At 67.9% G+C, this 13,584-nt stretch carries 12 protein-coding genes; 10 read left to right on the top strand and 2 right to left on the bottom strand.

Features of this window, described 5'->3' with window-relative positions; all coding sequences use genetic code 11:
- Positions 1 to 5: 5 nt before the first annotated feature.
- From BST15_RS03745 to BST15_RS03735, 3 genes are read left to right on the top strand one after another with little or no spacing between them, the layout of a single operon-like run.
- Positions 6 to 584, top strand: a complete 579-nt coding sequence (locus BST15_RS03745) for a TetR/AcrR family transcriptional regulator (protein ID WP_046188013.1) — start codon at positions 6 to 8, stop codon at positions 582 to 584.
- A gap of 33 nt (positions 585 to 617) precedes the next feature.
- Positions 618 to 1,778, top strand: a complete 1,161-nt coding sequence (locus BST15_RS03740; RefSeq protein ID WP_046188014.1) for an acyl-CoA dehydrogenase family protein — start codon at positions 618 to 620, stop codon at positions 1,776 to 1,778.
- A 9-nt stretch (positions 1,779 to 1,787) separates the two neighbouring features.
- On the top strand, positions 1,788 to 2,420 hold the full coding sequence (locus BST15_RS03735; protein ID WP_046188015.1) for an NAD(P)H-dependent oxidoreductase: 633 nt from the start codon (positions 1,788 to 1,790) through the stop codon (positions 2,418 to 2,420).
- A 137-nt stretch (positions 2,421 to 2,557) separates the two neighbouring features.
- Here BST15_RS03735 and BST15_RS03730 read toward each other — a convergent pair whose 3' ends face one another.
- Positions 2,558 to 3,760 (bottom strand): serine hydrolase domain-containing protein, encoded by a 1,203-nt coding sequence (locus BST15_RS03730; protein ID WP_046188016.1) that lies wholly within the window; start codon positions 3,758 to 3,760, stop codon positions 2,558 to 2,560.
- Between the two features lie 118 nt (positions 3,761 to 3,878).
- Here BST15_RS03730 and pyrR point away from each other — a divergent pair, with 118 nt between their 5' ends.
- Genes pyrR through pyrF form a run of 7 tightly spaced genes read left to right on the top strand, consistent with a single transcriptional unit; the run spans position 3,879 to position 12,518 of the window.
- A complete protein-coding gene (pyrR, locus tag BST15_RS03725) occupies positions 3,879 to 4,451 on the top strand; it encodes a bifunctional pyr operon transcriptional regulator/uracil phosphoribosyltransferase PyrR (RefSeq protein WP_046188017.1) in 573 nt (190 codons plus the stop codon).
- Positions 4,448 to 5,425 carry an aspartate carbamoyltransferase catalytic subunit gene (locus BST15_RS03720; protein ID WP_046188018.1) on the top strand — a complete coding sequence of 326 codons (978 nt, stop codon included), beginning with the start codon at positions 4,448 to 4,450 and terminating at the stop codon, positions 5,423 to 5,425. Before pyrR ends, BST15_RS03720 begins: the two co-directional genes overlap by 4 nt.
- Entirely contained in the window at positions 5,422 to 6,714 is a 1,293-nt protein-coding gene (locus BST15_RS03715) for a dihydroorotase (RefSeq protein ID WP_046188019.1), read from the top strand. Before BST15_RS03720 ends, BST15_RS03715 begins: the two co-directional genes overlap by 4 nt.
- Positions 6,711 to 7,229, top strand: a complete 519-nt coding sequence (locus BST15_RS03710) for a PH-like domain-containing protein (RefSeq protein WP_046188020.1) — start codon at positions 6,711 to 6,713, stop codon at positions 7,227 to 7,229. The genes BST15_RS03715 and BST15_RS03710 overlap by 4 nt, the downstream gene beginning before the upstream one ends.
- On the top strand, positions 7,226 to 8,347 hold the full coding sequence (gene carA, locus BST15_RS03705) for a glutamine-hydrolyzing carbamoyl-phosphate synthase small subunit (protein ID WP_046188021.1): 1,122 nt from the start codon (positions 7,226 to 7,228) through the stop codon (positions 8,345 to 8,347). Before BST15_RS03710 ends, carA begins: the two co-directional genes overlap by 4 nt.
- The gene (gene carB / locus BST15_RS03700; protein WP_046188022.1) at positions 8,347 to 11,688 is read left to right on the top strand and encodes a carbamoyl-phosphate synthase large subunit; all 3,342 of its coding nucleotides are present in this window, start codon (positions 8,347 to 8,349) and stop codon (positions 11,686 to 11,688) included. Before carA ends, carB begins: the two co-directional genes overlap by 1 nt.
- A gap of 2 nt (positions 11,689 to 11,690) precedes the next feature.
- Positions 11,691 to 12,518 (top strand): orotidine-5'-phosphate decarboxylase, encoded by an 828-nt coding sequence (gene pyrF, locus BST15_RS03695; protein WP_046188070.1) that lies wholly within the window; start codon positions 11,691 to 11,693, stop codon positions 12,516 to 12,518.
- 87 nt (positions 12,519 to 12,605) lie between these two features.
- Here pyrF and BST15_RS03690 read toward each other — a convergent pair whose 3' ends face one another.
- Complete coding sequence (locus BST15_RS03690) at positions 12,606 to 13,139, bottom strand: hypothetical protein (protein ID WP_131701172.1); 534 nt, start codon at positions 13,137 to 13,139, stop codon at positions 12,606 to 12,608.
- Between the last annotated feature and the right edge of the window lie 445 nt (positions 13,140 to 13,584).

Below are 13,584 nucleotides of genomic sequence, written 5' to 3'. Positions count from 1 at the left end.
TGGTCATGGCCAGGTCTGACTCCGCAGGTAGTTCGGGGGGCAATTCCCGGTTGTCGGTTCAGGACTGGGTGCAGGCGGGCTTTCGGATTCTGGCCGCGGACGGGCTCAAGGCGCTGACCATCGACCGGCTCTGCAAGCGGCTCGGGGTCACCAAGGGCAGCTTCTACTGGCATTTCACCGACATGAAGGCCTACCGCAGCGCCTTGGTCGACACCTGGGCGGCCGTCCGCGACGCCGATCGTGGCGACTTCGACGCGCTCTCTGGCTTGCCGCCGCGTGAACGGTTGTCGCACATGATGACCGCTTTGGTAGGGCCCTCCCACTGGATGCTCGAACGCGCGATGCGCGAATGGGCCCGCTCGGAGGATGCCGTCGCCGCGGCGGTGCGCAGTTCGGATCAGCGGGTGCTCGCCGCGGTCCGGCAGGCGTTTGTCGACGACGGTTTCGATAAGGAGGAGGCCGACATGCGTGCCAACGCCACGTTTGCCGCCGGTATCGGAGTTCTGCATCTGGCCGGTGTGCGGTCGAGTTCACGCGCGGCGGGCTGGCGTGAACAATTCCTCGACGTCATGCTGCGACACTGACCTCCATACTAAAAGGTATGGTAGCGTCCGCGCATGGAGACCATCACCGCAGCCGCGATCACCGACGAATTCACCTCCCGGCTTGCGCAACGCGCGGCAGAAGCCGAAGAGCTGCGCCGCCTGCCCGCGGACACCGTCACCGAGTTCCGTGAGTCCGGTCTGGCCGGCCTGCTGCTGCCGGCGCGCTATGGCGGGGTGCAGGCCGAGTTTCCCGAGATCCTCGATCCGATTCGGCGAATGGCGCATGGCTGCGCCTCCAGCGCGTGGACCTTGGGGTTCTACATGCTGCACAACTGGATGCTGGCGCTCTTTGGCGAGCAGGCCCAAGACGAGGTGTTCGCCGATGGGCCGGTGCTGTGTCCCGCGCCGCTGGCCCCGACCGGTCGCGGAGTGCCCGACGGTGATGGAATCCGGCTGTCCGGACGGTGGTCGTGGGCTACCGGGGTGATGGACGCCGACTGGATCATGGTCGGAGCGCTCTGCGGTCCCGACGATGCCCCCTACCCGGCGCTGGCGCTGTTGCCGGCCAGTCAGATCCGCGTCGAGGACGTCTGGCACACCGCGGGAATGCGGGCCACGGGATCCAACGACGTGATCATCGAGGACGTGACCGTCCCGGCGCACCGGCTGGTCAGGGTCGTGGACATCTATTCCGGTACCGCTCCCGGCGCGCACCTGCATGATGCGTCGGCCTACCGGTGGCCGATGGTGCCGGCGCTGGCGCTGAGCGCGGCGATGCCCGCGCTTGGTTCGGCCGAACGGGTCGCCGACCTGTTCGCCCAGCGTCTGACCGAGCGCGTCATGGCGTATTCGGGTGTGGCGCAGAAGAATCAGCCGTCCGCGCAGATTCGCCTGGGAGATGCGCGGGTGCGTTTGCGGGCCCTTAACGGACTGCTCAGCGACACCGTCGGACGAATCCAGGACGCGGTGGACGCGCGTGAGCGGATTCCCCGCCCGGTTCGCGCCGATGCCCGGGCGGCGGCGGCGCACATCGTGCACGAATCGCGCGCCGTCATCGCCGATCTGCTCGAGGCCTCCGGCGCCAGCGCGCAGTTCCTGGCCAACCCGCTTCAGCGCGCCAAACGCGATGTCGATGTGATCTGCGGTCATGTCGTGTACGACTACGACGTAGCCCGTGAGTTGGCCGGTGCCCTCGAGGCCGGCGTGAAGATCTCACCGATCTCGATGATCTGAGGAGTGGCGATGAAGACACTGTGGGTGGAGGCCAGCCCCAAGCAGGAACACTCGTTGTCCTCGGCGCTGGCTCAGGAGTTTCTCGGTGCCGCTCCGGTGGCCGTCGTCGGCGAGGTCGAACGCTTCTCGGTATGGGCCGATGATGTGGTCACCTTCGGCCGAGAGGCCGCGTTCGCCAAGTTCGCCCCGCTCTACGGGGAGCGGCAAACCCCGGAGCAGAAGCAGATCTGGTCCCAGATCCTGGCCGAGATCGAGCGGGTGCGAGCCTTCGATCGCCTGGTGGTGTCCTCGCCGATGTGGAATTGGCATGTGCCGCATGCGTTGAAGGCCTGGATCGACGTGATCGTGCAACCGATCGCCAGTTTCACCCTCAATGAGCGCGGCGAGCACGTCGGGACGTTGGGGCAGGGCAAGCCGCTGCAGCTCATCTTGACGCGTTCCAGCGCTTATGACGGCGACCGCCCCGATCTGCAGGACTTTCAGCGTCCGTATCTGGAGTACGTGTTCACCATGCTGGGCTACAGCGTTGAGACCCTGGTCTTCGAACCGACCACGCGCTGGACCGCCGAGGAGCGCGAGCAGATGCGCCACGCCGCCCTGGAGGAGGCCCGTCGCGCCGGCCACGAGCTTGCGGGGGGATGAAACATGTGGCCACCATCGTGTCGAGTGTGCGTTGTGGTTGGCCAAATCGCGCAATGGCCTGTCAAACCGCACACTCGATGCGCGCTCTGATGCTCAACGGGCGTGACCCGAGACCGAGTTATCAGCGGTTAAAAGCGTTATAGGCCCAGCGCCGCGTAGGTCCTGCGGACGAACTTCGGTTGCGCGACCCGCAGCTTGGCGATCGCGGTGTTGCCGGCGACCGCGGCGGCCATGTCGGTGGACAGCGCCGGGGCGTTCTGCACCAGATAGATCAGGATCAGGTCGGCGGACGGATCGGCCTGCCACCAGGTGCCGTAGGCGCCCGGCCAGCCGAATGCGCCGTCACCACCGGGCCCGAACAGCGGCTGGGATCTTGCCGCATCGGTCACCACCGACAGGTTGAGCCCAAACCCGCGGCCGACCCAGAACGGGGCTCCCAGGAACGGGTGGCGCTTCTGTTCATCGGTGAGCCGATCGGTGCGCATCGCCCGCGCCGCCTGTGCCGACAGGATCCGGGTGCCGTCAAACATGCCGTCGGCCAGCAACATACGGGCGAACGCCAGGTAGTCATCGGCGGTGGACATCAAGCCGCCGCCGGCGTTGGGAAACGCAGGTGTCGTGATCGGCACCGGCCCCATGGCGTCGTCGCGCAGGGTGTCTCCATCGACGCGGTACATGGTGGCGCTGCGCCGGCGGGCCTGCGGAGTCACCGAGAAGCCGGTGTCGGTCATCCCGAGCGGGCCCAGGATTCGGTCCTCGAGCACCTCGGGCAGGGGCTTGCCCTCGATCCGCGACAGCAGGACACCGAGCACGTCGGTGCCGTGCCCATAGGTGAAGCGCTCACCGGGCTGGTCCACCAGCGGCAGCGCGGCCAGCGCCGTCAGCCAGGCTTCGGGTCCGCGCCCGAACGGCAACCGCTGATACTCCCGCGCGATCGGGCCGGGCACCGAAAACGCGTAGCCGATGCCGCAGCGGTGCGTCATCAGGTCCTCGACCGTGAGCGCTCGTCGCGCCGCGGTGGTGGCCTCAAGTGAACCGGCGGGGTCGACCAGCACCCGCGGCGTGGCGAGCTCCGGCAGCCATTGGGAAATCGGGTCGCTCAGGCGTAGCCGGCCCTGGTCGATCAGGGTCATCGCGGCGGCGACGGTGACGGGTTTGGTCATCGAGGCGATCCGGAAGATCGTGTCGCGCGTCATCGGCAGACCGGCGCCGACGTCGCGGTGACCGATCTCATTGACCTGCAGCACCGTGCCGCGCTGCCACACCAGCGTCACCACCCCGGCGAGCAGACCGGTGTCACAGGCTTCGCGCAGCGGCGTCTGGTTGGGGTCGAGGTTCACCGAATCAGGCTAGCGGCAGGCGGCGCAGGGTCCCCGGGTGGATGCTAGGCTACGCGGCAGTTCGACATCCTTTAACGATCCGTCCTGCGAGGCGGAGAAGGAGGTCCTGCGGTTTCGCATGGGCGCTGCCGGTAATTCCAGCACCGACCGGGAATTGATGTCCTCGGCGGATGTGGGTCGCACTGTTTCTCGGATCGCACATCAGATCATCGAGAAGACTGCTTTAGACGACCCCGACAGAGCTAACTCCCCGCGCGTCGTGCTGTTGGGCATTCCCACCCGCGGCGTCACCCTGGCCCAGCGGCTGGCCGCCAAGATCAGCGAATTCTGCGGCGTAGACGTCGCGCACGGCGCCCTGGACATCACCTTGTACCGCGACGACCTCATGCGTCAGCCGCCGCGCCCGCTGGAACCCACCTCGATTCCGGCGGGCGGCATCGATGACGCCTGCGTGATCCTGGTGGACGACGTGCTGTTCGCGGGCCGTTCGGTGCGGGCCGCCCTCGATGCCCTGCGCGACGTGGGGCGGCCCCGGATGGTGCAGCTGGCGGTGCTGGTCGACCGTGGGCACCGCGAACTGCCGGTGCGCGCTGACTACGTCGGCAAGAACGTACCGACGGCCCGCGGCGAAAGCGTGCACGTGCTGTTGGCCGAACACGATGGACGTGACCAGGTGGTGATCACCCGATGAGTACCAGGCACCTCCTGGCAGCCGGCGATCTGAGTCGAGACGAGGCCACCGCCATCCTCGACGACGCCGACCGCTTCGCCCAGGCCTTGGTCGGCCGCGAGGTCAAGAAGCTGCCCACCCTGCGTGGTCGCACCGTGATCACCATGTTCTACGAGAACTCCACCCGTACCCGCGTCTCGTTCGAGGTGGCCGGTAAGTGGATGAGCGCCGATGTGATCAACGTGTCTGCGTCGGGATCCTCGGTGAACAAAGGGGAGTCGCTGCGCGACACCGCTTTCACCCTGCGGGCTGCCGGGGCCGATGCGCTGATCATCCGTCACCCGGCCTCGGGTGCGGCACACCTGCTCGCCGAGTGGACCGGAGCCGCCGAAGACGGCGGACCGGCGGTGATCAACGCCGGCGACGGCACCCACGAGCACCCGACCCAGGCGTTGCTGGATGCGCTCACGCTGCGGCAGCGTCTCGGTGGCATCGAGGGGCGCCGCGTCGTGATCGTCGGCGACATCGTGCACAGCCGGGTCGCACGCTCCAACGTGAGCCTGCTGTCCACGCTGGGCGCCGAGGTGGTGGTGGTGGCACCGCCGACCCTGCTGCCGTTCGGGGTGAACGACTGGCCGGTGACGGTGAGCCACGACTTCGACGCCGAGTTGCCGGCCGCCGACGCCGTGCTGATGCTGCGGGTGCAGGCCGAACGGATGACCGGCGGGTTCTTCCCGTCCACCCGCGAGTACTCGGTGCGCTACGGGTTGAGTGAGAAGCGTCGGGCGATGCTGCCGGAGCATGCGACCGTTTTGCACCCCGGTCCGATGCTGCGGGGCATGGAGATCTCCTCGTCGGTGGCCGACTCGTCGCAGTCCGCGGTGCTGCAACAGGTTTCCAATGGTGTCCATGTGCGCATGGCGGTGCTGTTCCATCTGCTGGTGGGTAGCGAATCCGCGGGGTCGGCGGCGTCGGCTGGGGAGGGGGAACTGTGAGCGTGCTGATCCGCGGCGTGCGGTGTTATGGCGAAGGTGACCAGGTTGACGTGCTGGTCGCTGACGGCCAGATCGCCCAGATCGGTGTGGGCTTGCCCGTAGCGGAAGACTGCGAGGTCATCGAGGCACCAGGCCAGGTCCTCTTGCCCGGCTTCGTCGACCTGCACACCCATCTGCGCGAGCCGGGCCGCGAGTATGCCGAGGACATCGAAACCGGCTCGGCGGCAGCGGCTCTGGGTGGCTACACCGCGGTGTTCGCGATGGCCAACACCGACCCCGTCGCCGACTCCCCGGTGGTGACAGATCATGTCTGGCAGCGCGGCCAACAGGTCGGCCTGGTCGATGTGCACCCGGTGGGTGCGGTGACCGTCGGCCTGGCCGGCAAGCAGCTGACCGAGATGGGCATGATGGCCGCCGGTGCCGCGGGCGTGCGGATGTTCTCCGACGACGGCGTCTGTGTGGACCACCCGCTGGTGATGCGCCGGGCGCTGGAGTACGCGACCGGTCTGGGGGTGCTGATCGCCCAGCACGCCGAGGAGCCTCGACTGACGGTCGGCGCGGTGGCGCACGAGGGCCCCAATGCCGCCCGGCTGGGGCTGGCCGGCTGGCCACGCGTCGCCGAGGAGTCGATCGTGGCCCGAGACGTCCTGCTGGCGCGTGACGCCGGGGCGCGGCTGCACATCTGCCATGCGTCCACCGCCGGAACGGTTGAGCTTCTGAAATGGGCTAAGGCGCAAGGCATCGCAGTGACGGCCGAAGTCACCCCGCATCATCTGATGCTCGACGACAGCCGGCTTGTCGACTACGACGGCCGCGACCGGGTCAACCCGCCGCTACGTGAGGCCTCCGATACCCAGGCGCTGCGCCAGGCCTTGGCCGAGGGCGTCATCGACTGTGTGGCCACGGACCACGCCCCGCACGCCGAGCAGGAGAAGTGCTGCGAATTCGCCGCGGCCCGGCCCGGGATGCTCGGACTGCAGACCGCGCTGTCGGTGGTGGTGGCGACCATGGTGCAGACCGGCCTGTTGACCTGGCGCGACGTAGCCCGGGTGATGAGTGAGCGCCCGGCGCAGATCGTCGGCCTGCCCGACCAGGGCCGCCCCCTGGAGGTGGGCGAGCCGGCCAACCTGACGGTGGTCGATCCGGACACGACCTGGGTAGTCACCGGGGCGCAGCTGGCCAGCCGCTCGGACAACACTCCGTATGAGGAGATGACGTTGCCCGCGACCGTCACCGCAACCCTGTTGCGCGGCCGCATCACCGCCCGGGACGGGAAGAGTCCGGCATGAACACCCCCACGTTGATCGGCTCGCTGGTCTTCGCGTTTGTGCTGGTGGTGCTGATCGGCGTGGTGATCCGGCTGATGATGCGAGGTTGGCGCCGCCGCGGCCAGCTGCAGGACGCCCTGATCGGGACGTTGCCGACGGTGCCCGACACGGTGGGCGCGCCCACCGTCGCGGCCACCCGTGGCCAGTATCTGGGGTGCACCCTGGCTCCAAAGTGGAATGACCGGGTGGTGGTCGGCGACCTGGGCTATCGGACCAAGGCGGTGCTGACCCGGTACCCCGAGGGGATCATGGTGCAGCGCAGCGGCGCCCGGCCCATCTGGATCCCAGCGGACGCGGTGATCGCGGTGCGCGCCGAACGTGGCATAGCCGGCCGCACGATTCCTACCCGAAACCACGACGGAGTGCTGGCGATTCGCTGGCGGCTGCCGTCGGGCACCGAGATCGACACCGGCTTTCGGGCGGACGACCGCACCGAGCACGGCCGTTGGCTAGAAGAAGAGGAACAACAAGGATGAACGCGCGAGCGGTGCTGGTTCTCGAAGACGGCCGGACGTTCACCGGCACACCGTTCGGGGCGCTGGGACAGACCCTGGGTGAAGCGGTGTTCTCCACCGGAATGTCGGGCTACCAGGAGACGCTGACCGACCCCAGTTACCACCGGCAGATCGTGGTGGCCACCGCCCCACAGATCGGCAACACCGGCTGGAACCGGGAAGACGGCGAGAGCCGCGACGACAAGATCTGGGTTGCCGGCTACGTGGTTCGCGACCCCTCGCCGCGAGCGTCGAACTGGCGGGCCACCGGAACCCTCGACGAGGAGCTGGTACGCCAGGGGATCGTCGGGATCGCCGGCGTCGACACCCGCACCCTGGTGCGCCACCTGCGCAGTCACGGCTCGATGAAGGCCGGGGTGTTCTCCGGCGATGCCCTGGCCGCGCCGGAGGAGTTGGTGACCAGGGTTCGCGAACAGCCGTCGATGCTCGGGGCCGATCTCGCCGGCCAGGTCAGTACGGACGCGGGGTACGTGGTCGAACCCGAGGGCGCACATCGGTTCACCATCGCCGCCCTCGACCTGGGCATCAAGACCAACACGCCCCGAAACTTCGCGCGGCGCGGGATCCGCAGCCACGTGCTGCCGTCCTCGGTGGACTTCACCCAGATCGCCGACCTCAAGCCCGACGGGGTATTCCTGTCCAACGGGCCCGGGGACCCGGCTACGGCCGAGGCGATGGTCGCCTTGACCCGTGAGGTACTCGGCGCCGGAATCCCGCTGTTCGGAATCTGTTTCGGCAATCAGATCCTGGGCCGGGCGCTGGGGCTCAAGACCTACAAGATGACCTTCGGTCACCGCGGCATCAACATTCCGGTGATCGACCACGCCACCGGCCGGGTGGCGGTGACCGCGCAGAATCACGGCTTCGCACTCGAGGGCGAAGCCGGCCAGCGCTTCGACACCGACTTCGGCCCCGCGGTGGTCAGCCACACCTGTGCCAACGACGGAGTGGTCGAAGGGGTCAAGCTCGCCGACGGCCGGGCTTTCTCGGTGCAGTACCACCCGGAGGCCGCCGCCGGACCGCATGACGCGGAATACCTGTTCGACCAGTTCGTCGACCTGATGGCAGGGGAGAAGTAATGCCACGCCGTACCGATCTGCGCCACGTTCTCGTGATCGGCTCCGGGCCGATCGTGATTGGCCAGGCCTGCGAATTCGACTACTCGGGAACGCAGGCGTGCCGGGTGCTCAAGGCCGAGGGCCTGCAGGTGAGCCTGGTCAACTCCAATCCGGCCACGATCATGACCGACCCGGAGTACGCCGACAACACCTACGTCGAACCGATCACGTGGGAGTTCGTCGAGAAGGTGCTCGCTCAGCAGGCCGAGCGCGGCAACAAGGTCGACGCGCTGCTGGCCACCCTGGGCGGGCAGACCGCGCTGAACACCGCGGTGGCCCTGCACGAGCACGGTGTGCTGGAGCGCTACGGGGTGGAGCTCATCGGCGCCGACTTCCAGGCGATCCAGCGAGGCGAGGATCGGCAGCAGTTCAAGGACATCGTCGCCAAGGTCGGCGGCGAGTCGGCCCGCTCCCGGGTCTGCTACACCATGGCCGAGGTTGAGGAGACCGTCGCCGAACTCGGGTTACCCGTCGTCGTCCGCCCCTCATTCACGATGGGTGGCCTGGGATCGGGATTGGCGGCCAGCCTCGACGAGGTCTCCCGGATGGCCGGTGACGGCTTGGCCGCTTCGCCGACGGCCAACGTTCTGATCGAGGAGTCCATCTACGGATGGAAGGAATACGAACTCGAGCTGATGCGTGACGGCAACGACAACGTCGTCGTGGTCTGTTCGATCGAGAACGTCGACCCGATGGGAGTGCACACCGGCGACTCGGTGACCGTCGCACCGGCGATGACGCTCACCGACCGCGAATACCAGCGGATGCGTGATCTGGGAATCGCGATCCTGCGCGAGGTCGGAGTGGACACCGGCGGCTGCAACATCCAGTTCGCCGTCGATCCCAAAGACGGCCGACTGATCGTGATCGAGATGAACCCGCGCGTGTCGCGATCCAGTGCGCTGGCGTCCAAGGCGACCGGCTTCCCGATCGCCAAGATCGCCGCCAAGCTCGCTATCGGCTACACCCTCGACGAGATCATCAACGACATCACCAAGGAAACCCCCGCCTGCTTCGAGCCGGCGCTGGACTACGTCGTGGTCAAGGCGCCGCGCTTCGCGTTCGAGAAGTTCCCCGGCGCCGACCCGCGGCTGACCACCACCATGAAATCGGTGGGCGAGGCGATGTCGCTGGGCCGCAACTTCATCGAATCGCTCGGCAAGGTGATGCGCTCTCTGGAGACCGACCGGACCGGGTTCTGGACCAAGCCCGATCCCGAAGGGACCGCCGAGGAGGCCCTCGAGCGCCTGCGAGTTCCCGTCGAGGGCCGGCTGTACGACATCGAGCTGGCGCTGCGGCTGGGTGCCACCGTGGAACAGGTCGCCGAGGCCTCCGGGGTGGACCCCTGGTTCGTCGAGCAGATCAACGGTCTGGTGGCGCTGCGTGCGGAGGTGGTCGACACCCCGGTGCTGGACGCGGATCTGCTGCGCCGCTGCAAGTACAGCGGTCTGTCCGATCATCAGATCGCGGTGCTGCGACCGGAACTGGCCGGCGAGGACGGGGTGCGGTTGCTGCGGTCCCGACTGGGAATTCACCCGGTCTTCAAGACCGTCGACACGTGCGCCGCGGAGTTCGAATCCAAGACGCCATACCACTACAGCACTTTCGAGCTCGACCCCGCCGCGGAGACCGAGGTGGCGGCTCAAGACGTCAAACCCAAGGTGCTGATCCTGGGTTCTGGGCCCAACCGGATCGGCCAGGGCATCGAGTTCGACTACAGCTGCGTGCACGCCGCGATCACGTTGAGCCAAGCCGGGTTCGAGACGGTGATGATCAACTGCAACCCCGAGACGGTGTCCACCGACTACGACACGGCCGACCGGCTCTACTTCGAACCGCTGACGTTCGAGGACGTGTTGGAGGTGTATTACGCCGAGCAGGAATCGGGCCGGGGCGGCCCCGGAGTGGTCGGCGTGATCGTCCAGCTGGGCGGGCAGACCCCGCTGCGGCTGGCCCAGCGCCTGGCTGACGCCGGGGTACCGATCGTGGGCACCAGCCCGGAGGCCATCGATCTGGCGGAGGACCGCGGCGCGTTCGGTGACGTGCTCACCACCGCCGGGCTGCCGGCGCCGCGCTACGGCACCGCGACGACCTTCGAGCAGGCCAAGCGGATCGCGGCCGACATCGGCTACCCGGTACTGGTGCGCCCGTCGTACGTGCTGGGCGGTCGAGGCATGGAGATCGTCTACGACGAGGAGACCTTGCGCGGCTACATCACCCGGGCCACGCAGTTGTCGCCGGAGCATCCGGTGCTGGTGGACCGGTTCCTGGAAGACGCCATCGAGATCGACGTCGATGCGTTGTGCGACGGCACCGAGGTGTACATCGGCGGCATCATGGAGCACATCGAAGAGGCCGGAATTCACTCCGGCGACTCGGCGTGCGCCTTGCCTCCGGTGACCTTGGGCCGCAGCGACATCGAGAAGGTGCGCCGGGCGACCGAGTCCATCGCCCACGGAGTTGGAGTGGTGGGGCTGCTCAACGTCCAATTCGCCCTCAAGGACGACGTGCTCTACGTCCTGGAGGCCAATCCGCGGGCCAGCCGCACGGTGCCGTTCGTGTCCAAAGCCACCGCAGTGCCACTGGCCAAGGCGTGCGCACGCGTCATGCTGGGCGCCAGCATCGCCGAACTGCGCTCCGAGGGCCTGCTGTCGGCGAACGGGGACGGGGCCACCGTGGGCCCGCAGGCCCCGATCGCGGTCAAGGAGGCCGTGCTGCCATTCCACCGGTTCCGCCGCGCCGATGGCTCCGGGATCGACTCCCTGCTGGGCCCGGAGATGAAGTCCACCGGCGAGGTGATGGGCATCGATCGCGACTTCGGCACCGCATTCGCCAAGAGTCAGACCGCCGCCTACGGGTCGCTGCCGGCACAGGGCACGGTGTTCGTGTCGGTGGCCAACCACGACAAGCGCTCGCTCGTGTTCCCGGTCAAGCGTCTCGCGGACTTGGGTTTCCGGGTTCTGGCGACCGAGGGCACCGCCGAGATGTTGCGCCGCAACGGCATTCCCTGTGATGTGGTGCGCAAGAACTTCGAAGAACCCAGCCCTGACCGTCCGGCCCTGACCGCGGTCGACGCGATCCGGGCCGGTGAGGTGGACCTGGTGATCAACACCCCCTATGGCAATTCCGGCCCGCGGGTGGACGGCTACGAGATCCGTTCGGCCGCGGTCAGCGTGAACATCCCGTGCATCACCACCGTCCAGGGTGCGGCGGCGGCGGTACAGGGGATCGAGGCCGGCATCCGGGGCGACATCGGCGTGCGTTCCCTCCAGGAGCTGCACAGCACCCTCGGCGGGCAGTAGTGATACCGGGGTTTGGCACACGCCTCGCCGAGGCGACCGCGGCCCGCGGACCGCTGTGCCTGGGTATTGACCCGCACCCCGAACTGCTGGCCTCCTGGGGCCTGCCCGCGTCCGCGGACGGCGTGGCGGCGTTCAGCGAGACCTGCGTGGCGGCGTTCGCCGGGTTCGCTGTCGTCAAGCCGCAGGTGGCGTTCTTCGAGGCGTACGGCTCGGCAGGTTTCGCGGTGTTGGAGCGCACCATCGATGCGCTGCGCGAGGCGGGCGTGCTGGTGCTGGCCGACGCCAAGCGCGGCGACATCGGCTCGACCATGGCCGCCTATGCGGCGGCGTGGGCCGGTGAATCGCCGTTGGCCGCCGATGCGGTCACGGCCTCGCCCTACCTGGGTTTTGGATCTCTGCAGCCGCTGCTGGAGACCGCTGAGCGGTACGGGCGGGGCGTGTTCGTGCTGGCAGCCACCTCAAACCCGGAAGGCGCGAGCGTGCAGCGCGCCCGGGACGCCGACGGGCGTACCGTGGCGCAGTCCATCGTCGACGCCGCTGCCGAAGTCAACAGGACATCGCCGGGACCGGGGTCGATCGGGGTGGTGGTGGGCGCGACCCTCACCGAGGTCCCCGATTTGAGTGCCCTGGGCGGGCCGGTGCTGGTTCCGGGCATTGGGGCCCAGGGCGGTCGGCCCGAGGCGCTGGCCTGTCTCGGTGGGGCGCCCTCAGCTGCCGTGTTGCCGGCGGTCTCGCGCGAGGTGTTGCGGGCCGGACCGAACGTCGAGGCGTTGCGAGCCGCGGCTGAACGGCTGCGTGACACCGTGGCGTATCTGGCCGCTGCGGAATAGCCGTCACGGTCCCGTTTCAGTTCTTTGCAACGCAACAGGGCCTGCGGGGGCCCCATTGGGGCGCCCACGCAGGCCCTGTCTGGCCGGTCAGCGACCGAAGTTGATGCCACCGCCGGTGTTGGAGTTGTAGCCGCCACCCAAGGGGCCCATGTTGACATTGGCGCCGTTGCTTTGGCCGCCGCCGACGCCGTTCGGGCCGACGTTGGCACCGCCACCGGTGTTGGCGTTATAGCCGCCACCGAAGGGGCCCATGTTGACGTTGGCGCCGTGGTTCTGTCCGCCGCCTGCGCCGATTCCGTTCGGGCCGAAGTCGAAGCCGCCATTCCTGCCGACATTCATGCCGCCGCCGAACGGCCCCATATTGACGTTGGCACTGTTGTTCTGTCCGCCGCCAGCGCCGATTCCGTTCGGGCCGAAGTTGAAGCCGCCGCCCCTGCCGCTATTGAATCCGCCACCGACGGGGCCCATGTTGACGTTGACCCCGCCGTTGTTGCCCGCGCCACCGGTGATTCCATCATTGGGCTCGGCGCTGGCCGCGCCCATCCCGAACGCGCCGAAGGCCACCAAAGCCGCTGCCGTCACTGCCCACCGGCCAGCGCGTACCACTGTCGCGTTTGTCATGAATTCCCACTTTCTCTACCGAAACGGTATTCAGCGGAAATGCTCATAGTCGTACCCCCCCATAAACACCCCCGGGTGGACTGTCCACCCGGTCGCGACATTAGGCGGCTAATCTACGACTTCGGTCGCGCAAATGTAGAAACTGGCTGAATAATTGCTGTAAGTCCGGGATCTGAGATTCACCAGCTCAATCCCGTCGGAGTCATAACTCAGTGTTTCTGGCGACACCGCCCGCTCTTGGCGCGGTGGATCTGCCTGGGGCTTTCGGTGTTGCGCCCCTGCCGGAGCCGTCGGCGGGCAACGATGAATGCGGGCAAACGGAGGGGTCCCGGGTTGCCCGAAACGCCTCGACACGCCCGACACGCCACGCGGAGCGAAGTCGATGGCAGCAGCATTCGGTCGCCTGTCGGCAGCCGCCGTGGCGTCCTCGGCGCGAGGTTGCGTC

This window comes from Mycolicibacter arupensis (genome assembly GCF_002086515.1).
Classification (GTDB): Bacteria; Actinomycetota; Actinomycetes; order Mycobacteriales; family Mycobacteriaceae; genus Mycobacterium; species Mycobacterium arupense.
The sequence above is the reverse complement of the archived record's forward strand: the minus strand, read 5'-3'. Positions and strand labels throughout refer to the sequence as shown.

What these genes read in the sequence shown, in the direction of transcription:
- BST15_RS03745 (WP_046188013.1), top strand. Translation starts at nt 6, where the DNA reads ATGGCCAGGTCTGACTCCGCAGGTAGTTCGGGGGGCAATTCCCGGTTG.
- BST15_RS03740 (WP_046188014.1), top strand. Translation starts at nt 618, where the DNA reads ATGGAGACCATCACCGCAGCCGCGATCACCGACGAATTCACCTCCCGG.
- BST15_RS03735 (WP_046188015.1), top strand. Translation starts at nt 1,788, where the DNA reads ATGAAGACACTGTGGGTGGAGGCCAGCCCCAAGCAGGAACACTCGTTG.
- pyrR (WP_046188017.1), top strand. Translation starts at nt 3,879, where the DNA reads ATGGGCGCTGCCGGTAATTCCAGCACCGACCGGGAATTGATGTCCTCG.
- BST15_RS03720 (WP_046188018.1), top strand. Translation starts at nt 4,448, where the DNA reads ATGAGTACCAGGCACCTCCTGGCAGCCGGCGATCTGAGTCGAGACGAG.
- BST15_RS03710 (WP_046188020.1), top strand. Translation starts at nt 6,711, where the DNA reads ATGAACACCCCCACGTTGATCGGCTCGCTGGTCTTCGCGTTTGTGCTG.
- carA (WP_046188021.1), top strand. Translation starts at nt 7,226, where the DNA reads ATGAACGCGCGAGCGGTGCTGGTTCTCGAAGACGGCCGGACGTTCACC.
- carB (WP_046188022.1), top strand. Translation starts at nt 8,347, where the DNA reads ATGCCACGCCGTACCGATCTGCGCCACGTTCTCGTGATCGGCTCCGGG.
- BST15_RS03690 (WP_131701172.1), bottom strand. Translation starts at nt 13,139, where the DNA reads ATGACAAACGCGACAGTGGTACGCGCTGGCCGGTGGGCAGTGACGGCA.